Below are 20,928 nucleotides of genomic sequence, written 5' to 3' on the forward strand. Positions count from 1 at the left end.
CGGTTAATCTGTGGCCATGCCTCGTTACGAATACCGGTGCCGCCCCTGCGGCTCCATCTTCGAGCTGAACCGGCCGATGGCCGAGTCCTCCGCCCCGGCCGTCTGCCCGGAAGGTCACGAGGACACCGTCAAGCTGCTCTCCACGGTCGCCGTCGGCGGCTCGGCGGCCGCCCCGGCCCGGAGCGCGCCCAGCGGCGGGGGCGGCGGCTGCTGCGGAGGCGGCTGCTGCGGCTGACCCACCACGGCCCGCCCCGCGGCGGGCCGTACGTCATGCCGTCGGCGGGCAGCCGATCAGCTGCCTGCCTCTCCCCGGCTCCCCCCCCCGCTCCCCCGCCCCCTCCGCCTCCCCCCCCCGCCCCCGCCCGCCCCTTCGTCCCGCTACCGCTTGCGGGCCAGCGTCACCCCGTCCGCCACGGTGAGCATCACCGCCTCCATCCGGGCGTCCGCCTGCACATGGTCGTTGAACGCCCGGATCGCCAGCGCGTTTCCGGTGGCCGCCGGGTCGACGACCTCACCGCGGTAGAGGACGTTGTCCGCGACGATCAGGCCGCCCGGCCGCAGCCGCGGTACCAGCTCTTCCCAGTAGGCGATGTAGCCGCCCTTGTCCGCGTCGAGGTACGCAAGGTCGATGTGCGGTTCGGCCGGCATCGCCCGCAGCGTCTCCAGGGCGGGCGCGATCCGCAGGTCGATGCGGTCCGCGACGCCGGCGCCGGCCCACGCCTCCCGGCCGTACGCCGTCCACTCCTCGGAGATGTCGCAGGCGATCAGCGTGCCGTCCGCGGGCAGCGCCTGGGCCATGGACAGCGCCGAGAAGCCGGTGAACGTGCCGACCTCGACGACGTGCCGGGCCCCGATCAGGCGCACCAGGAACGCCAGCAGCGCCCCCTGCTCCTCGGCGGACTGCATCCCCGCCGCCTCGGGGAACTTCTGGTGGGTGAGGTCCACGATCTCGCGCTGTGCGGGGTTCAGCGGCGGGTTGTGGGCGAGGACGTAGTCGTACATCTCCGCCGTGATCGGCGTGCTCTTGGACTCGGCCACTGGCTCTCCTCCGGGTCAAGGATGGGGTGTCGGCCGATCACCGGAAGTGCGGCCGACCGCCATCGCGAGACTAGCCGAGGTCCGGGGCCGCCCACCGGTTATCCACAGCCCCGAGGAAGGCCCGGACGATCTCCTCGCCCGCGGCGGCGCCCCGGGCGTCGAGCGCGGTGACGTGCTCGGCCCGCCAGCCGGAGTCGGCCAGTTCGCCGTGGCCCGGCCGCCAGCCGCGGTCCGCGGCCAGCAGCAGGTCCGCGTCGAGCAGGGAGTCACCGGCGGCGAGCACCTGGGACGCCCCGGTCCGCCGGGCCACCTCCGCCACGGCCGCGCTCTTGGTCAGCGGCCGGGGCACCGCGTAGATCTTGCGGCCCTGCAGGGAGACGGTCCAGCCGCGCTCCTCCGCCCAGCGGGCCAGCTCCTTGACCCAGGTGTCGGGCAGCAGCGCCCGTTCCACGACGAGATAGGCGAAGAGGTCCTCGGCGACCCGTTCCTTGAGCAGCCAGGCGGGATCGGCGGTGCGGACCAGGTGTTCCCGGACTTCCTCCAGCGGCGCGCACTGCGCGGCGAGCCGCTCGGCGACGGTGCGCCGCCAGTCCGGGTCGGACTCGCCCCGGACGAGCAGCTGGCCGCCGTTGGCGCAGATCGCGAACTCCGGTGGCGGGCCGGGGAGATGGATGCGGCCGTACTGTTCGCGGGTGCGGGTGGTGGTCGGCACGAAGGTGGTGGCGGCGGCGAGTTCGGCGAGCAGCCCGGCGGCCGTCTCCGTCATGTAGGAGAGCGGTGCGCCCTGGTAGACCTCGACGCACAGCAGCCGTGGGGCCTCGGCGTCGGGCACGGCGAGGCCGAGGGCCGCGGCCGAGTAGATCAGGGTGCGGTCGAGATCGCTGGCGACGATCGTGTTCATGCGGAGACCACCGCCTTGCCGTCGGTGCCGGTGGCGCCGCGGGTGAAGCGCGGGTGGATCAAACCCACGCAGCTGTAGGGGAGTTCGTCGACCTCTTCGACGGGCACGCCCCGTTGTTCCGCCAGCAGCCGGACGTGGTCGAGGTCGGTCCCGGCACCGCGGCGGGCCAGGATCTTCCAGGGGACCCGGCGCAGCAGTACCCGGGTGGTCTCACCGACGCCGGGCTTGACGAGGTTGACGTCGTGGATGCCGTACTCCTCGCTGATCCGCTCGACGGCCGCCCAGCCCTCCCAGGTGGGGGCCCGGTCGGCGCCGGCCAGCTCCTTCACCTCCGCGGTGACGTCCTCGGCGACCTCGTCGAAGCAGGCGCTGACGGTGTCCAGGAACGCCCGCGAGACATCGGCGCCGGCCAGTTCGCGGTAGAACTTTGCGCCGTGGAAGTCGTCCGGGCCGACCAGGTCGTCGCGCAGGACCGTGCGCGATATCAGGCCGGAGACGGTGGAGTTGAGGCAGGCGGACGGGATGAGGAAGTCGTCGCGGGTGCCGTAGGTCTCGACGCAGCCGCCGGGGTCGGCGAGCACCGCGATCCGCGGGTCGAAGCCGGGGAAGTCCGTCAGCGCCTGGGCGAGTTCGCGGGTGATGGCGCCCTTGCCCGTCCAGCCGTCGACGAAGACGACGTCCGCGGGGTCGTGGTGGGCGGCCAGCCAGCGCAGTGCGGTGGTGTCGATGCCCCGGCCGCGGACGATCGAGACGGCGTAGTGCGGCAGGTCGAGGCCGTGGGTGTGCCGGGCCCAGCGGCGCATCAGCACGCCGACGGGGGTGCCGGCCCGGGCCAGGGACACCAGTACGGGGCGGGGGCTGCGCTCGGCGAGCACGGTATCGGTGACGGTACCGACGGCGCGCGCGATCCGGCGCGCGGAGCTCTGCAGTGCGCTGTGGAACAGCGCCTGGTAGCGCTCGCTCGGCTGGAATTCGACCGGCAGCGACTCGGCGTAGTGCGCGCCGCCGCGCTGGATCGCCTCCTCGCGTTCCTCGGTGGGCGCTTCCAGGGTGACGTCGGAGAGGTCCTGCAGCAGCCAGCCGACCTCGTCGGCGTCGTAGGAGGAGAAGGCGGGGCCGCGCAGCGGCTCGGGGAGGGGCATGGGGGCCGCCTGGGGTTGCGGGGCGTACGAGGGGAGGACGGCGAGCAGCAGCCGGTCGGTGTGAGCGGCGAGCCGGTCCAGCAGCCCGCCGGGGGCGTGGAGTTCGGGGCGGTCGCCGTGCGAGTCCACCACGGCGACGACGGCGTCGAAGCGGCGGGCCGGGTCGCTGCCGGCCGCGACGTTGTAGGCGTACCGCTCCCCCGGGCCGTCGGCGGGCCGGTCGTGGGCGGGGAAGGACAGCCGGGTGCGTATCGCGTAGCCGGGGTCGTCCACGGCGAGGACGGGTGAGCGGGTGGTGGTCGAGAAGCGGACCTCCGCGTCCGCGCCGAGGTGGGAGTCGAGCGCCCCGGCCAGCCGCAGCGGCGCGTACATCAGCTCCTCGTTGCCGAGGACGAGGATGCGGCGGGCGCCGTCCAGATGCGGGGCGAGACGGGCCGCCAGGCCGGGGAGTACGGCTTCCAGGCGGGCGCGGTGCGCCGGGGTGAAGCCGTGCCGCCCGCCGTCCGGCAGCCCGGCGGGCCAGCGGAGATCGACGCGTACGGCGGCCGCGCGGCCGTCGTCCCCGGATACGGGCGGGCTTTCCGGAGCCGCCTGTTCCAGCGGCGCACGGGACTCGTACTCCGCGACGAGCGCCTGTCCACGGGCCAGGACGTCCTCGGGAAGGCGTACGCCCCCCGCGGCGAGCGTCACGAGGTCGACCCGGGCGCCCAGTTCCGCCGCGAACTCCTCCAGCCGGCCGCGGTCGGCCTCGGAGCGCATGTCGACCAGGGCGACGACGACGTAGTGGTCGCGCGGGAAGCGGGCGTGCAGCGCGCTGATGGTGTTCAGGACCGTCCGGCCGGTGGAGAACTCGTCGTCGACGAGCACCAGCGGCCCGTCCCCCGCGAGGAGTTGCCGGTCCTCGGGGAGCAGCAGGTGCGAGGTGGCGTGGCTGTGCTCCTCCTCGAAGCCCGCCTGGTGGGCCACCCCTTCGACCGGCCGGCGGGTGGAGTGCAGGTACGGCGCGAGCCCCAGGCCGTCGGCGACCGAGTGCCCGAGGCCGGTGGCAGTCTCGGCGTAGCCCAGGACGACGGCGCGGGCGGCCGCCCCGTCACCCAGCAGCGTGCGCACCCGGCGCCCCAGGCCCACGCCCGAGCCGTGCACCACGTCCGGCCGCTGCGGCACGTGCTTGCCCAGCACGTTCGACACGAGCAGATGGGCCCGCTTGGGGTTGCGCCGCAGCGCCAGTCCCAGCAGGCCGGTCAGCTCGTCCCCGCCGCTCAGCGAGACGCCGAGCCGGCCGGCGACCCATTCTCCCGTCCAGACCACGCGTTCCGTCTCCTCCGTCGTACCGTTCATGTCGTGCGCCGTGTCCCAGGTGGTGCTCAGGTCTGCGGCAGGCTCGCCGTCAGCATTTCCACGAACCCGATGCCCTCCCGCGCGACGCCGAACGCCTCGGCGCGCAGCAGGGTGCGCTCGGCCCAGGCGCGGTGCGGCTTCACCTCATTCATCTTGTTCGTGTACGCCGAGCGCAGGACCCCGCCGTCGCCGCGTTCCGGCCGCAGGATGTCGACGGCGTCGGTGAACTCCTCGTGGCTGACGACCGAGAGGGCGTGCACCGGCGCGACGTGCGAGGGGTGGATGCAGGTCTTGCCCTGAAGGCCGTTGGCGCGGTCGAGCTCGATCTCGCGCAGCAGGCCGTCCATGTCGTGCTCGATCAGCGCGGTGCGCAGCTCCTCGGCGCGCCCGAGGAACGGTGAGCGGCGCAGTTGGGGCTTGAACATCCGCTCGTGCAGCCGGAAGTACTCCCAGACCGGCCCGGTGACGGTGAATCCGGTGCCGTCCGCCCGGCCCAGCACGTTGACCACGTCGGCGATCACGGAGGCAACGATCTGGACGTCGTACGCGGTCATGTCGGGCGCCCTGCGCAGCCCGTAGGCGGAACAGAAGTCCGTGACGCCCAGGCGGAGGGCGAGAACGCGGTCCCGGTATTTGTCGACGGTGCGGGCGATGCCCTGAAGCGTCTCGGGGCGGCTCTCCAGGTGGAGCAGTTCCGGGGACTCCAGTACCGGCATCGCGAACAGCCGCCGGTCGCCCGCGGACTCGGCCGCGGTCAGCGCTTCGAGGAACGGCACACCACGTTCTTCGGTGAACTTCGGAAGTACAAATCCGGACAGCCGGCGCGCGGCCGGTCCGATACGGCGGATCAGATCGGGTATCTGCCCGGGCGCTCGTACCCGGATGAACAGCAGCGGGAGGTCCGTGCCCGCCTCGGCCGCCTCGTCGAGCAGTCCGAGCTGCCGGACGAGGTTCTCCTCGCCGGCCGCGACGTCCGCGTCGCCTATGGAATCCTCCAGACACAGCACCATGGAGAGCACGCCGCGCCCGGCCTGTTTGAGGACGTCGGCGGCGAGTCGCGGCCGGGTGGCGGGGCTGTAGAGGGTGGCGCCGAGGGCGGCCGCGAGGGTGCGGGCGGGGGAATCGGCGGTGAACTCCACCGGCTCTTGGTGGAACAGTGTCTTCCGGATAGCGGGCGGAAGATGCCCAAAATGCCGCATATAACTCCCCGATTACCTGCGGGACCCGGGCACCCCCGCTGCGTCTCGCTGTCTGGATCCAGCCGGTAATCGTACGTCCGGCGGGGTGGGGTTGGTTCCCCCGCGCGTGAAAATCACGTAACCCTCATGAGGCGCCCGGGTGTCGGGATGGACGCCCGACGCACCGGGTCGCGTGCCCCGCGTTGTCCCTGCCACCTCCGGGAAGGCAGGATTGCGGCATGACGCACGCGATGTTGAAAGGGTCGAACGTACCCCTCGACGCCACGGCCGTCCGGGCCGTCCTGCGCTGGACGCCCGGCGCCGACGTCCCCGACGTCGATGCCTCGGCGCTGCTGGTGGGGCCCGAGGGGCGCGTGCGTTCCGACGAGGACTTCGTCTTCTACAACCAGCCGCGGCATCCCAGCGGTCTGGTGCGGCATCTGCCCAGGGCCCGGCTCGACGAAAGTCTGGCCGAAACCATCGAGGCGGATCTGTCCGGCCTGGATCCGTCGATCGAACGGGTCGTACTGGCCGCATCGTCCGACGGCGGCGCCTTCGCGGGCGTAGCCGACCTGCGGGTTCTGCTGTACGACGCGGCGGCGGACGACGGTGAGCCGATCGCGGTCTTCGACGTGGTGCCCGAGACCGGCGACGAGACCGCGCTGATCTGCGGGGAGTTGTACCGCCGTGCCGAGTCCTGGAAGTTCCGCGCCCTGGGGCAGGGCTACGAGAGCGGCCTGACGGGCCTGGCGAACGAGTTCGGCATCTCGGTGGAGGAGAACGACGAAGCGGCCGGCGACGCCGCGCCCGCGGACGCCGGGGCAACGGCCGCCGCAGCCGCACCGGAAACAGCGGCGTCCGCCTCGGCCGCCACGACGGCGGTCACCCCGCCCCCGCCGAGCGGGCCGACCGGTACCGGCGCCGTCACCCCGCCGCCGAGCACCTGGCCCGAAGGGGCGCCCGGCCCGGGAGCCGCGGGCGACCCGGAGAGCTACCCGCTGGCGGACCCGCAGGCCGTCACCCAGCACGTGGCGGACGCGATGCCCGAGCCGTTCTCGGCCGCCCCGCTCCCCCCGGCCGGCACCCCGCCCCAGGCGCCCGCGGCCGCGCCGACGACCGGCGGCGGTTACGGCTACCCGGCGCACGTCCCGCCGCCGCCCACCCAGCCCCCGGCCCGGCCTGGCTACGGCTACCCGGGCCCGCCGCCGCAGTACGCACCGCAGCAGCCGCCCGCGTACGGCTATCCGCAGCAGCCACCGGCCCCGGCGTACGGCTATCCGACCCAGCAGTACCCCGCGCCGGACCCGTCCTTCGTGCTGCCGCCGCAGGGCCCCCAGTTCCAGCGCCGCTAGCCGACGGCCGGCCGACCGGGCCGGGTGCGGGTCAGACCTTGGACTTGTATCCGCGCCCCCACTGGAGGCCCCAGCCGTACAGCCGGTCGAGCTCCGCCTGGAAGCCGTAGACGTACTTGACCTCGCGGCGCACCGTGAGCTCACCCTTGGTGTTCTCCAGCGTGAAGATCGCGCAGGACCGGGCCTGTGGCGCCCGTTCGTCCAGCTTGACCTCCACCCGCGGCCCGCTGCTGGGGTAGAGCGTCACGACCGCATGTGTGCGGTCGAACGCCGGTGTGCCGTCGTAGATGTAGACGAAGATCAGTAACCGCTTGATCTCGTCGCGGTGGTCCAGGTTGATGTACAGCGTCTCGCCGGAGCCGGAACCGAACCGGTCGTCCCCGCTGAGCTGGACGAACGGCGGGCCGTTGAGGTCCCCGAGGAAGTTCCCCAGCGGCTGCACCACGCCCTTGGTGCCGTCCTTCAGCTCGTACAGGCAGGCCAGGTCCAGGTCGACGTTGACCACGGCCGGTCCCTGCGCCTGGACGATCTCGGGCTTGAACAGCTTGCCCGGATGCCGCAGCAGCCCGCCCCTGCCCTGCCCGCCCCGCTCGTGGAAGTCGGAGGTCCGCATCTGCCAGTGCAGATTGACCCGCAGATGACCGGCCGCCGCGCCCTGCTTGGTCAGCGAGATGACCGGACTGCGTTTCGTCAGCTCGACGACGTACGACGCCCCGCCGCTGTCGAAGTCGAATTTCTGGGCGCCACCGCGCCACAGGTTCCCCAGGAACGACACCTTGCCCACCCCATCGCTCGGCCCCAATTACCGCGGGGCGGCCCGGGGTCCGTACCCCGGGCCGCCCCGCAGAGAGCGTTCCTCATTCAGCGACGCGTCACACTCCGGACGCGACTTCCGGTTTCGCTCCGGCGCTGTCGCCCGGCTTGCCCTCGCGTCGGTTGCGGACCACCGACGAGGCGTACGAGAGGCCGATCAGCACCACCCCGATCAGACCGGTGATGACCTCGTTGATCTCATACTTGATCGAGACGAGCAGGATGACGGCGAGCGCGCCGATGGCGTAGTGCGCGCCGTGCTCCAGGTAGACGTAGTCGTCCAGGGTGCCCTTGCGGACCAGGAAGACGGTCAGCGAGCGGATGTACATCGCCCCGATGCCCAGGCCCAGCGCCATCATGAAGATGTCGTTGGTGATGGCGAACGCGCCGATGACGCCGTCGAAGGAGAACGACGCGTCGATGACCTCCAGGTAGAGGAAGAGGAAGAACGCGGCCTTGCCGGCCAGGCCGAGCGCCGAGCCGGCGCCCTTCGTCGCGGGCGTCGCGACGGCCTCGTCGTCGTCCTCGCCCTCTTCCTCGTCCTCCTCCAGCTTGCCCTCGAAGTAGCCCGAGATGCCGCCGACGACGAGGTACGTGATCAGGCCCGCGACGCCGGCCAGCAGGACCGTGGCGGTCTTGTCACCGCCGCCGTGCGCGACGTTCGTCGCCACCGTCATCGCGGTCACCAGCAGGGCGACCAGCGCGATGATGACGGAGAGCATGTCGAGCTTGCCCATCTTGGCCATCGGCTTCTCGATCCAGGAGAGCCACTTGTAGTCGCGCTCCTCGAAGATGAAGTCGAGGAAGATCATCAGCAGGAACATCCCGCCGAAGGCCGCGATGGCCGGGTGGGCGCTGGTGACCAGCTCCTGGTAGTGCGCCTTGTCATTGAGGGCGAGCTTGACCGCCTCGATCGGCCCCAGTTTCGCGGTGATCGCGACGATGACGACCGGAAAGACCAGCCGCATGCCGAACACCGCGATGAGAATGCCGACGGTGAGGAAGATCTTCTGCCAGAAGGCATTCATCTTGCGCAGGATGCCTGCGTTGATGACGGCGTTGTCGAACGAGACCGAGATCTCCAGAACGGACAGGATCCCGACGATCGCGAGCCCCTGCCACCCCCAGAGCACGCCGGCCAAGGCGAGACCGACCACCGTGATGGCGAACGACCAGCCAAAGGTTTTCAGGAGCACTGCCTACCCAATCCCTCGCTGTGTGGGCCCCCCGCGCGCAGCGCGCGGCGCTTTACGAAACGTTGACCCCGAAGTCTAGAGCGATGCCCCTCAGGCCTGACGCGTACCCCTGTCCTACCGCCCGGAACTTCCATTCGCCGTTGTAGCGGTACACCTCACCGAAGATCATTGCGGTTTCGCTCGAAGCGTCCTCGCTCAGGTCATAACGGGCGAGTTCACTGCCGTCGGCCTGATTGACGATCCGGATGAAGGCATTGCTGACCTGGCCGAAACTCTGGCCACGCAGATCCGCCTCATGGATCGAGACCGGAAAGACGATCTTGTCGACCTGCTCGGGCACCTGCGAGAGGTCCACCAGGATCGATTCGTCGTCGCCCTCGCCCTCACCGGTGAGGTTGTCACCGGTGTGCTCGACGGAGCCCTCGGGGCTCTTGAGGTTGTTGTAGAAGACGAAGTACTCGTCGCCCAGCACCCGGCCCGACCGGCACAGCAGTGCGCTGGCGTCGAGGTCGAAGGGCGCGCCGGTCGTGGACCGTGCGTCCCAGCCGAGGCCGACCATGATCTGCGTGAGATTCGGCGCGGCCTTCGACAGGGAGACGTTGCCCCCCTTGGCGAGCGTGACACTCATCGTTCGCTTCCTCCCCGGTGTCGTACGGGCCCGCCCTGGCGCGGCCCGGCTCCTTCACGCGCGCCCGGCGCCGCACTCCCCGGACAGGGGCGTACGGCGCCGGGCGCGGTCACTCTCCTGGCCGGGCGGCCACCGCGGTGGCTGCCCGGCCTGACGTCGGCGATCGGCTCGGGGCCGGTCAGACGTTGACGCCGAAGTCCTGGGCGATGCCGCGCAGGCCCGAGGCGTAGCCCTGGCCGATGGCGCGGAACTTCCACTCCGCGCCGTTGCGGTACAGCTCGCCGAAGACCATGGCGGTCTCGGTCGAGGCGTCCTCGCTCAGGTCGTAGCGCGCCAGCTCCTTGTCGTCGGCCTGGTTGACCACGCGGATGAAGGCGTTGCGGACCTGGCCGAAGCTCTGCTGGCGGGTCTCGGCGTCGTAGATCGACACCGGGAAGACGATCTTGGCGACATCGGCCGGCACGGCGGCGAGGTTCACCTTGATCTGCTCGTCGTCGCCCTCGCCCTCGCCGGTGATGTTGTCACCGGTGTGTTCGACCGAACCGTCCGGGCTCTTCAGGTTGTTGAAGAACACGAAGTTCTGGTCGTTGGCCACCTTGCCCTGGTCGTTCGTCAGCAGGGCGCTGGCGTCCAGGTCGAAGTCCGTACCGGTGGTGGTACGCGCGTCCCAGCCCAGACCGACGACGACCGCGGTCAGATTGGGGGCTTCCTTCGTCAGCGAGACGTTGCCGCCCTTGCTGAGGCTGACTCCCACGAGTCCTCCCGTAGATTCGAGGGGTACGTAGAGATCTGCGCCCCCATCGTGCATGGCATCGGATCAACGAATTGATCCTAGTGACCGGTTCCCACCGATTGCAGATATCGCACCTGGATCGCTGCGGATGTCGGCGCGGCGGGCACCTGCGGGTGGGAGCGCGCCCCGGCTCAGAGGGTTTCGAGGGCCTTGACGTAGTCGTTCAGGTCGCGGGCGTCGGGCAGGCCGTTGACGACCGTCCAGCGGACCACGCCCTCCTTGTCGATGACGAAGGTGCCGCGCACCGCGCAGCCCTTCTCCTCGTCGAAGACGCCGTAGGCGCGGGAGGCCTCGCCGTGCGGCCAGAAGTCCGACAGCAGCGGGTACTCCAGGCCCTCCTGCTCGGCGAAGACGCGCAGCGAGAACGGGGAGTCGTTGGAGACGGCCAGCAGCTGGACGTCGTCGTTGACGAACTTCGGCAGCTCGTCGCGCAGGGCGCACAGCTCGCCGGTGCACACGCCGGTGAAGGCGAACGGGTAGAAGAGGAGGACGACGGCCTTCTCGCCGCGGAAGTCGGAGAGCTTGACCAGCTCGCCGTGCTGGTTCTTCAGCTCGAAATCCGGAGCCTTCGTGCCGACCTCGATCGCCATGGGGGTGCATCCCTTCCGCTCACGCTCAACAGAACGCGACCACCCTACGCGCCGGGGCGCCTCGTCGGGGACCCGGTGCGAGCGGGGCCGAGCCCCCTCCGGAACAGGGCGGAGGGGGCTCGGTGGCGAGTGAGGGGCCTGCGGCTCAGCGCTTGCCGGACTTGGGCGTGACCAGCCGGCTGCCCGTCCAGTCCTTGCCCGCGTTGATGCTCCGGGTCTGCGACAGGCCCGCGGTCTGCGCGGCTTCGTTGATGTCGCTGGGCTCGATGTAGCCGTCACGGCCGGTCTTGGGCGTCATCAGCCAGATCTGGCCGCCCTCGTCGATCAGACCGATGGCATCCACCAGCGCGTCCGTGAGGTCGCCGTCTTCATCGCGGAACCACAGCAGAACGACGTCGGCCACATCGTCGTAGTCCTCGTCGACGAGATCCTGGCCGATCACGGTCTCAATGGCTTCGCGGAGATCCTGATCGACGTCATCGTCGTAGCCGATCTCCTGGACCACCTGTCCGGGCTCGAACCCCAGCCTGGCGGCAGGGTTGGTCCGCTCCTCCGCGTGGTCCGCGGTCGCGCTCACGGATTGCCTCCTGTCATGTTTCGGAAAATGCTCGGGGACCCCGCGCGTGCGCGGAGCATTGGGCGTAGTCCACACGGGCCGGGCGGATCGCGCAAGTACCCGGCGGTCCAGACCGCCGAAACGGTGACGTTTCGCGGCGTCTCGCCGCAACCGCGACCCCCGGGAGACAGGGTGAAGTGATTCACACCACAGCGTTCTGCGGGGTTTATCGGGTAGTCGCGCGCGACTGGTCCCTTCGGGGGGTGGCCGGGCCCGCTACCGGATCTCATTTCGGAGGGCGTACGTCCGTACGCGAAGCACTTTCGACGTGGGCGTATGGTTGCGATTTGGCCGACCTGAGAAATCGGCCTTTTCAGCGCCATCTCTCAGCGGATGGTTACCCATCGGTAGAGGTGACGTATCGCTGTGGCTCGGTACACGATGGAAGACGGCGCGACACCAAGGCAGAGACAGCATTCGTCCCGTGCACGGCATGAATAACGTGCGGAGCACGACACGACCCGAACACGAAGGAACAGCGTGGCTTCCGGATCCGATCGAAACCCGATCATCATTGGCGGCCTTCCCAGCCAGGTCCCGGACTTCGATCCCGAAGAGACCCAGGAATGGCTCGACTCGCTCGACGCGGCCGTCGACGAGCGAGGCCGGGAACGTGCCCGCTATCTCATGCTCCGGCTGATCGAGCGGGCCCGCGAGAAGCGCGTGGCCGTGCCGGAGATGCGCAGCACGGACTACGTCAACACCATCGCGACCAAGGACGAGCCGTTCTTCCCCGGCAACGAGGAGATCGAGCGCAAGGTCCTCAACGCGACCCGGTGGAACGCCGCCGTCATGGTGTCCCGAGCCCAGCGCCCCGGCATCGGCGTCGGCGGTCACATCGCCACCTTCGCGTCCTCCGCCTCCCTCTACGACGTGGGCTTCAACCACTTCTTCCGGGGCAAGGACGAGGGTGACGGCGGCGACCAGATCTTCTTCCAGGGCCACGCCTCCCCCGGTGTCTACGCCCGCGCGTTCCTCCTCGACCGACTCACCGAGGCCCAGCTGGACGCCTTCCGCCAGGAGAAGTCCAAGGCCCCCAACGGCCTGTCCAGCTACCCGCACCCGCGGCTGATGCCGGACTTCTGGGAGTTCCCGACCGTCTCGATGGGCCTCGGCCCGCTCGGCGCGATCTACCAGGCCCGGATGAACCGCTACATGGAGGCCCGCGGCATCGCCGACACCTCCAAGTCGCACGTGTGGGCCTACCTCGGCGACGGCGAGATGGACGAGCCCGAGTCGCTCGGCCAGCTGTCCATCGCCGCCCGCGAGGGCCTGGACAACCTGACCTTCGTCGTGAACTGCAACCTGCAGCGCCTGGACGGCCCGGTCCGCGGCAACGGCAAGATCATGCAGGAGCTGGAGTCGCAGTTCCGCGGCGCCGGCTGGAACGTCATCAAGCTGGTCTGGGACCGCAGCTGGGACCCGCTGCTCGCGCAGGACCGCGACGGCATCCTGGTCAACAAGCTGAACACCACCCCCGACGGCCAGTTCCAGACGTACGCGACCGAGACCGGCGCGTACATCCGTGAGCACTTCTTCGGCGACGACCACCGTCTGCGGGCGATGGTCGAGAACATGACCGACGACCAGATCCTGCACCTGGGCCGCGGCGGTCACGACCACAAGAAGATCTACGCGGCCTATGCGGCGGCCAAGGCGCACAAGGGCCAGCCGACCGTGATCCTCGCGCAGACCGTCAAGGGCTGGACGCTCGGCCCGAACTTCGAGGGCCGCAACGCGACCCACCAGATGAAGAAGCTGACGGTCGACGACCTCAAGGGCTTCCGCGACCGGCTGCACCTGCCGATCCCGGACAAGGACCTGGAGGACGGCCTGCCGCCGTACTACCACCCGGGCCGGGACTCCGAAGAGATCCAGTACATGCACGACCGGCGCAAGTCGCTGGGCGGGTACGTACCCACCCGTGTCGTGCGCGCCGAGCCGCTGCAGCTGCCGGACGACAAGGCCTACGCGGGCGCCAAGAAGGGCTCGGGCCAGCAGAAGATCGCCACCACCATGGCGTTCGTCCGCATCCTGAAGGACCTCATGCGGGACAAGGAGATCGGCAAGCGCTTCGTGCCGATCGCGCCCGACGAGTACCGCACCTTCGGCATGGACGCGTTCTTCCCGTCGGCCAAGATCTACAACCCGCTGGGCCAGCAGTACGAGTCGGTGGACCGCGAACTGCTCCTGGCCTACAAGGAGTCGCCGACCGGCCAGATGCTGCACGACGGCATCACCGAGGCTGGCTGCACGGCCTCGCTGATCGCGGCCGGCTCCGCCTATGCCACGCACGGCGAGCCGCTGATCCCGGTCTACGTCTTCTACTCGATGTTCGGGTTCCAGCGCACCGGTGACCAGTTCTGGCAGATGGCCGACCAGCTCGCGCGCGGTTTCGTGCTCGGCGCGACCGCGGGTCGTACCACGCTGACCGGTGAGGGCCTCCAGCACGCCGACGGCCACTCCCAGCTGCTGGCCTCGACGAACCCGGCCTGTGTCGCCTACGACCCGGCCTACGGTTACGAGATCGCGCACATCGTCAAGGACGGTCTGCGGCGGATGTACGGCGAGAACGCCGAGGACGTCTTCTACTACCTGACCGTCTACAACGAGCCGATCCAGCACCCCGCGGAGCCGGCCGACGTCGACGTCGAGGGCATCCTCAAGGGTCTGCACCGGATCAAGGCCGGCGAGAAGGGCGAGCACGCGGCCCAGATCCTCGCCTCCGGCGTCGCGGTGCCGTGGGCGGTCGAGGCCCAGCAGATCCTCGCGGACGAGTGGAACGTCAAGGCCGATGTGTGGTCGGCGACCTCCTGGAACGAGCTGCGCCGCGAGGCGGTGGACGTCGAGGAGCACAACCTGCTGCACCCGGAGGAGGAGCAGCGCGTCCCGTACGTGACGCAGAAGCTCCAGGGCGCCGAGGGCCCGAAGGTCGCGGTGTCGGACTGGATGCGTTCCGTCCCGGACCAGATCTCCCGCTGGGTCCCGGGGACGTACCAGTCGCTGGGCGCCGACGGCTTCGGCTTCGCGGACACCCGTGGTGCGGCCCGTCGCTTCTTCCACATCGACGCGCAGTCCATCGTCCTGAGCGTGCTCACCGAGCTCGCCAAGGAGGGCAAGGTCGACCGTTCCCTGCTGAAGCAGGCCATCGACCGCTACCAGCTCCTGGACGTCGCGGCCGCCGACGCGGGTGAGGCCGGCGGCGACGCCTGATCCCCCTGCGGCCTGCCGCCGCACCGCTTCCCTCGCGCCCCCCGGCCGGTGTCCCCCACCGGCCGGGGGCGCGGTGGTGTGCGGCCCGGCGGGCCGGCACCTCGCGGTGGGACCGCCGCTGCGCGGTTCATCGCTCCCACACCTTGAACGCCCTTACCTGGTAAGGGGATCGGGGCACCCAGGTGCCGCCGCCGGGGTAGGTGTTGTACTCGGCGGTCTCGGCACACTCCGCGCTCTGGTACGTGGTGACCGGCCGGCCCATCCGGTTGGCGAACGAGGCAGCGCTGACGCCCTTGGGCAACGTAATGCAGCTCTCGATGTCCGTGTCGGACAGCTCGAAGGTCCGCCGCTTGCCGGCGAAGTCCGCCCTCGGCCAGAGACATAGCTGCCCCGCCGCGCACTCGCCCGAGGCCCCGGCGGCGCGGCCGGTGGTGGCCGCGTGCGCGGGGACGGTGCCGAGCGCGGTCGGGAGGGTGAGCGCGGCGGCCAGGGTGGCGAGGCCGGTGAACAGGGCGGTGGCGGTGGTGGTGGCGGACGTGTGCAGACGCAGACGCATAGGAATCTCTCCCCCGTGAGGTACGTGACGTGCCGCGGCGGGCGGGCTGCCCGCGGCGGGTTCGTCATCGACCTTCGCCGGGCCGCGGTGCGATTGCCAAGGCCCGGCCGGGTCCACCACCCGGATCAGGTATGTGGACAAGCGGACCGGCCGGAAGTGGGGCTGCGGCGCACGAGGTTGACGTGGCGCGGGGCGGCCGGAGGGGCCGCGGAAACCGTTCTTCGCGGCCGCCTGGCGGGAACGGGGGCAGGGTCGTCACCTGTAATGCGCGCAGGGGCCGGGCCGGTTCCCGGCACGGCTCACCAGGATGAGGGATTCGGCGTTTCGGAAGGGGTCAACTGCCGCTTGGTGCCTGGGCGGTGGGCCGTGCGGCGGCCCGGAACGGGTGGTTGACGCGGCCTGCCCCGCGGCTGCGCGCCGCGGCCAGGCAACGGCAGGGCACGCGACGGTGGCGTACGCGACGGTGGAGCAAGGGACGGTGGCGTACGCGACGGCGCGCGGCCGGCCGAGGAGTGCCTCGACCGGCCGCGCGCCGGGTGCTGCGGGTGGGCCCGGGGCGCTCACAGGCCCCGGCGGCCCGGGTCAGATGTGGCCGACGCCGGCACCCGCCTCGGCGTTCGCTCCGCGCTTGGTGAAGAGCGCGACGATCGCCGCGACGACCGCGACACCGCAGGCGACGGTGAAGGCCAGGCCCATGCCGGACACGAAGGTGTCGTGCGCGACCGAGGTGATCTTCTGCGCGAACTCCGGCGGGGTGTGCTTCGGGACCGGCGCGATACCGGCCGAGACGGCGTCCGAGACCTTCGGCATCTGGGCGGGCGGGATCGGCGGGAGGCCGGCCGAGTGCCAGTTGCCCGGCAGCTCGTTCTCCACGCGAGAGGCCATCACCGCACCGAGCACGGCCGTACCGAGGCTGCCGCCGACCTGCATGGCGGCCTGCTGGAGGCCACCGGCGACGCCGGAGAGCTCCAGGGGGGCGTTGCCGACGATGACCTCGGTGGCGCCGACCATGACGGGCGCGAGCCCGAGGCCGAGCAGCGCGAACCACACGGACATCGGCCCGGTACCGGTGTTGGTGTCGAGACCGGACATGCCGTACGTCGCGATTGCGGTGAAGACCATGCCGCCGACAAGCGGGATACGCGGGCCGAACTTGGTGATCAGGGCGCCTGCCAGCGGCGACGCGACGATCATCATGCCGGTGAGCGGGAGGAGGTGCAGGCCGCTGTCCACGGGGGACATGCCGTGGACGTTCTGCAGGTAGAACGTCACGAAGAACAGGCCGCCCATGAAGGCGAAGGCCATCAGCACCATCAGGATCGTGCCGGCGGTCAGCGGCACGGAGCGGAACATCCGCAGCGGGACGAGCGGTTCGCGGACCCTGGTCTCCAGGAGGGCGAACAGCGCGAACAGGACCACGGCCCCGATCAGGAAGCCCCAGGTCTTCATGTCGCCCCAGCCCCAGTCGGTCGCCTTGATCAGCGGCCAGATGAGGCAGAACATCGCGGCCGAGAGCAGCACGATGCCGGGGATGTCGAACGAGCGGGGGGCGTTCTCCGCGCGGTGGTCCTTGAGGATCACCAGGCCGAGGATCAGGGCCAGCACGCCGACCGGGACGTTGATGAAGAACACGGACTGCCAGTTGACGTGCTCGACCAGCAGTCCGCCGACTATGGGGCCGCCGGCGGTGGAGGCGCCGATGACCATGCCCCAGATACCGATCGCCATGTTGAGCTTCTCGGCCGGGAAGGTGGCGCGCAGCAGTCCGAGGGCGGCGGGCATCAGCAGCGCGCCGAACAGGCCCTGGAACACGCGGAAGACGATGACCAGCGTGACCTGGCTGGAGAAGCCGATGGCTCCGGAGGCGGCGGCGAAACCGACGATGCCTATGAGGAAGGTCTGGCGGTGACCGAAGCGGTCACCGAGCTTTCCGGCCGTGATCAGCGAGACGGCCAGCGCGAGCATGTAGCCGTTGGTGATCCACTGCACGTCGCCGAACGAGGCGCCGAGGTCATCTTTGATCGCCGGGTTGGCGATGGCGACGATCGTGCCGTCCAGGGCCACCATCATGACGCCGATGGCGACGGAGAAGAGGGTCAGCCACGGATGGCCTCGCAGCCCGCGCGGGGGCTCCGGTACGGGAAGTTCCGGCGCGGCGTGGGCGACCGGGGTCTGGGAACTCATACCCAGAGGCTAATGACAGCGACTGACAATTGACAAAGCAAATCATGAGTCGGTAACTGTCATCTCCCTCACAGGTAATCTGAGCAGCGAGAACACCACGGAAAGGCGGCGCAGGATGGCCACCTCGACGCCGCAGACGGCCCCCGGAGGCGGACTGCGCGAACGCAAGAAGCAGCGCACTCGTGACGCCCTGATCCGCGCCGCGCTGGAGCTGTTCACGGAGCAGGGCTACGAAGAGACGACGGTCGACGAGATCACCGAGACGGTGGATGTCTCCCAGAGGACGTACTTCCGGTACTTCGCCAACAAGGAGGACGTCACTTTCGCGGTCCAGGAAATGGTCGAGGCCCGCTTCCTCGACGAGCTGACCGCACGCCCCGCCTCCGAGGATCCGCTGACGGCGCTGCGCAGCGCGGTGATGGTGGCGTGGGACGACATCGGCGGCGCCATCGAGTCGGTGGTGCCGGTGGAGCTGTACATGCGGACGTACCGGATGATCGAGTCCACGCCCACGCTCGTCGCCTCCCATCTGCGGCGCTCGTCCGAGCTGGAGGAGCGGATCGCGGGGCTGATCGCCCGGCGCGAGGGGCTGGACGTCGACGCCGATCCGCGGCCGCGGGTACTGGTCGCCGCGTTCTGCGGGGTGATGCGGGTGGCCGGCAAGGTGTGGGGCGAAGGACCGGACTGCAGCGTGGCGTCCATTCGTGAGCTGACCCAGTCCTATCTCGACCACATCCAGCCGGCGATCGGCGGCGACTGGCGTTCCGCACGCTGAGGTCGAATCCCCCGCAACTGCCCGTAACGGACAGCCGCCGTTGAGCAACCCATTAACCGCATGATGAGACCACTCCTGCACGACTGAGCGCAGGAAATCGGCAATTCATGTCCGGTTTGGTCGAAATACCCGCCGCGAAACGTGATATCACTCACGGGCCCGACTGCGGGCCTTCCCCGTCTCCTAGGGTGGCCCGCGGTGACTTCCTTCCCGGGCCTGGGCCCCTCCTCCGGTTTTCTGCAGTCCACCGCCTGGCGTGCGGCACTCGCCTTGGCGGTGGTGTTCGTGATGCTCGCCATGACCGGCTGGACGGCCGTCAGAGGCACCAAGGACGACGCCAACCCCCTGGCCACGGCCAGAACCGCCTGGAAGCACGCCACCTTCCTCGGGCGTCCGCTGCCCGACCCCAACGGCTCCCCGGCCACCCTGCGCACGTTCTTCGCCGCGCTCACCGGCGCCCAGCAGCAGCAGCTCGCCAACCGTTATCCGCTGGTCGTCGGCAACATGGGCGGCGCGCCCGCCGCACTGCGTTACCGGGCCAACCGGATGGCGATCGACGACGCCCGCGCCGTGGAGAAGCGGCGGATGGGCGACCGCCGGCTCACGCCCGTGGGCCGCCAGGAAGCCGGCCGGCTGATGCACCGCTTCGAGTCGATGATGAGTCCCGGGCGACAGATCCTCGCCTTCGATCCGGCCGGTGGTGGACGGGCGGCAGAGGTCTTCGGCAGCCTCCCGGCGGCGAAGCGGGTCTCCGTAGTGGTGCCCGGTGTGGACACCAACCTCTCGACCTTCGAACGGACCGTACGGGCCACCGCGGCGCCCGTCGGCATGGCGCGCTCCCTCTACGACGCCGAGCGCACGGCCAAACCGGGTGTGCGGACGGCCGTGATCGCCTGGGCCGACTACACCACGCCGTCCGGCCTCGGTGTGCAGGCCGTCACCGGGAACCTCGCCGAGGCCGGCGCGGTCCGGCTGCGCGCCCTGGTGAAGTCACTGCCGTCCTCCGACACCGTCTCGCTGTTCTGCCACAGCTACGGCTCCGTGGTGTGCGGCGTCGCCGCCCGGCACCTGCCGGCGAACGTCGAGGACATCGCGGTCGCGGGCAGCCCCGGCATGCGGGCGGAAAGCCTCTCCGGGCTCGGCACCCACGCCCGGGTCTGGGCGATGCGGGACTCCGACGACTGGATCCAGGACGTGCCGTACCTGGAGGTCGGCGGGCTCGGCCACGGCGCCGACCCGGTGGATCCGTCCTTCGGCTCCCGGATCCTGTCCGCCGACGGTGCCGTCGGACACGCCGGCTACTTCGCGCCCGGCACCCGCAGCCTGCGCAACTTCGCGCTGGTCGGGGTCGGGGCGCTCGACTCGGTGGACTGCGCGACCGACGATCCGCACTGCAGCACGGGCCTCGTCTGAACTCCCCTGCGGATACGGCCGGTTCCCGCCGGCACGGTCCGGCGCCCGGGGACGGGCCGTGCCGACGGGAACCGTCCCCGGTGGCCGGCGCGTCAATGGGGCAAGGGCCGGAAGCGGCCGGGCCGAAGGCGCGTGACGCGCGTAGTCCTGGCAGCGCCTTCGAGGTGTCCGGAAGGGGGACGGGCGGGCAACCGCCCGCATACGATGAGCCGCATGGGTGATGTGCTGGCCGGTTTTCATGCCGTCTGGGAGTTCGACACGGACTCCGTACTCATCCGCTTCGAACGGGGGATCCGCAGGCCGAAGCTCTTCCAGGCGCTCGGCGAGCGACGCATTCCGTACGAGGCGCTGAGCTCCGTCGAGCTGTCCGAGGGCAGACGCGGCACGGTAGTGCTGCACGCCGTGCCCCGGCCGGGCGCCGACCCCCTGATGGAGGCGGCGAACGGGCAGCTGAAGGAGGAGGCCGACCCGTACCGGCTGGTGCTGCCGGCCGAACGCGAGACCCTGGCGGACTACTACGCGGACGAGCTGCGCACCGCGCTGGGCCCCGACGCCAAGGAACCGGCCGAGCGTCATCTGGTGACCGCACCGGAACCTCCGCTCCACTTCAAGGCGTACGACGGCAAGGCGTCCTTCGACGGCCGTTCGGTCGCCTTCCGCTGGTTCTGGACCGGGGCGTCGTCGGCGAAGTGGAAGTGCGGCGACCAGACCTTCACGGTGGGCGAGTTGGCCGGTGTCGAGTGGCGCTCGCCGGAGGTCTTCAACGGCTACCTGCGGCTGTTGGAACGCGGGGCGGCCGAGCCGGGGAAGGGCGAGGCCGATCAGGACCCGGCAGCGGTGGTGTTCGGGCTGGGGTACGGCCCGGTCCACGAGTCGCTGCCGTTCGCCGCTGCGGTACTGCAGGCCGTGCGCGCCGCCGAGCCGGAGCAGGAGAGCGCGGAGCGCGAACCGGTGTGCCGCCGGGCCGGGGACGCCCGCCGGGACCCCGCGGACATCGCGGACCGGATACGGCACTTGGGCGAGCTGCACGACGCCGGGCTGCTGACGGACGACGAGTTCAGCACGAAGAAGGCCGAACTGCTGGCGGAGCTGTAGGCCCTGCGCCGTGGCTTACCGCGGGCCGGCTGCCGGACGGCGGGCTTGTGCGGCGGGCTTGTGATTGGCGGTCTTGCGCGGCGGGCTCGTGCCGCGGTCTCGTCCGG

18 protein-coding genes are annotated in these 20,928 nt (G+C 70.5%); 6 read left to right on the forward strand and 12 right to left on the reverse strand.

Features of this window, described 5'->3' with window-relative positions; genetic code table 11:
* The first annotated feature begins 16 nt into the window (after window positions 1-16).
* Window positions 17-235: a zinc ribbon domain-containing protein gene (locus tag AB0E02_RS06290; RefSeq protein WP_030415254.1), complete on the forward strand. Its 219-nt coding sequence runs from the start codon at window positions 17-19 to the stop codon at window positions 233-235.
* Between the two features lie 143 nt (window positions 236-378).
* On the opposite strand, the gene AB0E02_RS06295 is transcribed toward AB0E02_RS06290, so the two are convergent.
* From AB0E02_RS06295 to AB0E02_RS06310, 4 genes are all read right to left on the reverse strand, one after another.
* Window positions 379-1,002, reverse strand: a complete 624-nt coding sequence (locus tag AB0E02_RS06295; protein ID WP_362136798.1) for a class I SAM-dependent methyltransferase — start codon at window positions 1,000-1,002, stop codon at window positions 379-381.
* A gap of 106 nt (window positions 1,003-1,108) precedes the next feature.
* Window positions 1,109-1,939, reverse strand: a complete 831-nt coding sequence (locus AB0E02_RS06300; protein WP_362136586.1) for an HAD family hydrolase — start codon at window positions 1,937-1,939, stop codon at window positions 1,109-1,111.
* Window positions 1,936-4,419 carry a phosphoribosyltransferase gene (locus AB0E02_RS06305; RefSeq protein WP_362136588.1) on the reverse strand — a complete coding sequence of 828 codons (2,484 nt, stop codon included), beginning with the start codon at window positions 4,417-4,419 and terminating at the stop codon, window positions 1,936-1,938. Before AB0E02_RS06305 ends, AB0E02_RS06300 begins: the two co-directional genes overlap by 4 nt.
* A gap of 26 nt (window positions 4,420-4,445) precedes the next feature.
* Complete coding sequence (locus AB0E02_RS06310; protein WP_362136590.1) at window positions 4,446-5,618, reverse strand: HpcH/HpaI aldolase/citrate lyase family protein; 1,173 nt, start codon at window positions 5,616-5,618, stop codon at window positions 4,446-4,448.
* A 218-nt stretch (window positions 5,619-5,836) separates the two neighbouring features.
* Between AB0E02_RS06310 and AB0E02_RS06315 the strand changes: the two genes are divergently transcribed.
* Window positions 5,837-6,949, forward strand: coding sequence for a TerD family protein (locus AB0E02_RS06315; RefSeq protein ID WP_362136593.1), 1,113 nt, complete (start codon window positions 5,837-5,839; stop codon window positions 6,947-6,949).
* A 31-nt stretch (window positions 6,950-6,980) separates the two neighbouring features.
* Here the strand turns inward: AB0E02_RS06315 and AB0E02_RS06320 are convergent, their stop codons facing one another.
* From AB0E02_RS06320 to AB0E02_RS06345, 6 genes are all read right to left on the reverse strand, one after another.
* Window positions 6,981-7,724, reverse strand: coding sequence for a Tellurium resistance (locus AB0E02_RS06320; protein WP_351529310.1), 744 nt, complete (start codon window positions 7,722-7,724; stop codon window positions 6,981-6,983).
* Window positions 7,725-7,821: 97 nt separating this feature from the next.
* Entirely contained in the window at window positions 7,822-8,958 is a 1,137-nt protein-coding gene (locus tag AB0E02_RS06325; protein WP_362136596.1) for a DUF475 domain-containing protein, read from the reverse strand.
* A gap of 52 nt (window positions 8,959-9,010) precedes the next feature.
* Window positions 9,011-9,586, reverse strand: a complete 576-nt coding sequence (locus tag AB0E02_RS06330) for a TerD family protein (protein ID WP_362136598.1) — start codon at window positions 9,584-9,586, stop codon at window positions 9,011-9,013.
* A 178-nt stretch (window positions 9,587-9,764) separates the two neighbouring features.
* Window positions 9,765-10,340, reverse strand: a complete 576-nt coding sequence (locus AB0E02_RS06335; protein ID WP_261951750.1) for a TerD family protein — start codon at window positions 10,338-10,340, stop codon at window positions 9,765-9,767.
* A 170-nt stretch (window positions 10,341-10,510) separates the two neighbouring features.
* A complete protein-coding gene (locus AB0E02_RS06340; protein WP_030414570.1) occupies window positions 10,511-10,969 on the reverse strand; it encodes a peroxiredoxin in 459 nt (152 codons plus the stop codon).
* A 145-nt stretch (window positions 10,970-11,114) separates the two neighbouring features.
* Complete coding sequence (locus tag AB0E02_RS06345) at window positions 11,115-11,546, reverse strand: DUF3052 domain-containing protein (protein ID WP_030414571.1); 432 nt, start codon at window positions 11,544-11,546, stop codon at window positions 11,115-11,117.
* Window positions 11,547-12,065: 519 nt separating this feature from the next.
* Between AB0E02_RS06345 and aceE the strand changes: the two genes are divergently transcribed.
* The gene (gene aceE / locus AB0E02_RS06350) at window positions 12,066-14,798 is read left to right on the forward strand and encodes a pyruvate dehydrogenase (acetyl-transferring), homodimeric type (protein ID WP_362136601.1); all 2,733 of its coding nucleotides are present in this window, start codon (window positions 12,066-12,068) and stop codon (window positions 14,796-14,798) included.
* A 127-nt stretch (window positions 14,799-14,925) separates the two neighbouring features.
* Here aceE and AB0E02_RS06355 read toward each other — a convergent pair whose 3' ends face one another.
* Together AB0E02_RS06355 and AB0E02_RS06360 are read right to left on the reverse strand one after the other, a co-directional pair.
* A complete protein-coding gene (locus AB0E02_RS06355; RefSeq protein WP_362136603.1) occupies window positions 14,926-15,354 on the reverse strand; it encodes a peptidase inhibitor family I36 protein in 429 nt (142 codons plus the stop codon).
* Between the two features lie 582 nt (window positions 15,355-15,936).
* Window positions 15,937-17,538, reverse strand: coding sequence for an MFS transporter (locus tag AB0E02_RS06360; RefSeq protein ID WP_362136605.1), 1,602 nt, complete (start codon window positions 17,536-17,538; stop codon window positions 15,937-15,939).
* A gap of 115 nt (window positions 17,539-17,653) precedes the next feature.
* Between AB0E02_RS06360 and AB0E02_RS06365 the strand changes: the two genes are divergently transcribed.
* From AB0E02_RS06365 to AB0E02_RS06375, 3 genes are all read left to right on the forward strand, one after another.
* On the forward strand, window positions 17,654-18,313 hold the full coding sequence (locus AB0E02_RS06365) for a TetR/AcrR family transcriptional regulator (RefSeq protein ID WP_362136607.1): 660 nt from the start codon (window positions 17,654-17,656) through the stop codon (window positions 18,311-18,313).
* A 198-nt stretch (window positions 18,314-18,511) separates the two neighbouring features.
* Window positions 18,512-19,726 carry an alpha/beta hydrolase gene (locus tag AB0E02_RS06370; RefSeq protein WP_362136609.1) on the forward strand — a complete coding sequence of 405 codons (1,215 nt, stop codon included), beginning with the start codon at window positions 18,512-18,514 and terminating at the stop codon, window positions 19,724-19,726.
* A gap of 213 nt (window positions 19,727-19,939) precedes the next feature.
* A complete protein-coding gene (locus AB0E02_RS06375; RefSeq protein WP_362136611.1) occupies window positions 19,940-20,821 on the forward strand; it encodes a DUF4429 domain-containing protein in 882 nt (293 codons plus the stop codon).
* The last annotated feature ends 107 nt before the right edge of the window (window positions 20,822-20,928 follow it).

This window comes from Streptomyces sp. NPDC048196 (assembly GCF_040652715.1).
Classification (GTDB): Bacteria; Actinomycetota; Actinomycetes; order Streptomycetales; family Streptomycetaceae; genus Streptomyces; species Streptomyces siderophoricus.

Coding starts and splice junctions, on each gene's coding strand:
- AB0E02_RS06290 (WP_030415254.1), top strand. CDS start 17: ATGCCTCGTTACGAATACCGGTGCCGCCCCTGCGGCTCCATCTTCGAG.
- AB0E02_RS06295 (WP_362136798.1), bottom strand. CDS start 1,002: ATGTACGACTACGTCCTCGCCCACAACCCGCCGCTGAACCCCGCACAG.
- AB0E02_RS06300 (WP_362136586.1), bottom strand. CDS start 1,939: ATGAACACGATCGTCGCCAGCGATCTCGACCGCACCCTGATCTACTCG.
- AB0E02_RS06305 (WP_362136588.1), bottom strand. CDS start 4,419: ATGAACGGTACGACGGAGGAGACGGAACGCGTGGTCTGGACGGGAGAA.
- AB0E02_RS06310 (WP_362136590.1), bottom strand. CDS start 5,618: ATGCGGCATTTTGGGCATCTTCCGCCCGCTATCCGGAAGACACTGTTC.
- AB0E02_RS06315 (WP_362136593.1), top strand. CDS start 5,837: ATGACGCACGCGATGTTGAAAGGGTCGAACGTACCCCTCGACGCCACG.
- AB0E02_RS06330 (WP_362136598.1), bottom strand. CDS start 9,586: ATGAGTGTCACGCTCGCCAAGGGGGGCAACGTCTCCCTGTCGAAGGCC.
- AB0E02_RS06340 (WP_030414570.1), bottom strand. CDS start 10,969: ATGGCGATCGAGGTCGGCACGAAGGCTCCGGATTTCGAGCTGAAGAAC.
- AB0E02_RS06355 (WP_362136603.1), bottom strand. CDS start 15,354: ATGCGTCTGCGTCTGCACACGTCCGCCACCACCACCGCCACCGCCCTG.
- AB0E02_RS06360 (WP_362136605.1), bottom strand. CDS start 17,538: ATGAGTTCCCAGACCCCGGTCGCCCACGCCGCGCCGGAACTTCCCGTA.
- AB0E02_RS06365 (WP_362136607.1), top strand. CDS start 17,654: ATGGCCACCTCGACGCCGCAGACGGCCCCCGGAGGCGGACTGCGCGAA.
- AB0E02_RS06375 (WP_362136611.1), top strand. CDS start 19,940: ATGGGTGATGTGCTGGCCGGTTTTCATGCCGTCTGGGAGTTCGACACG.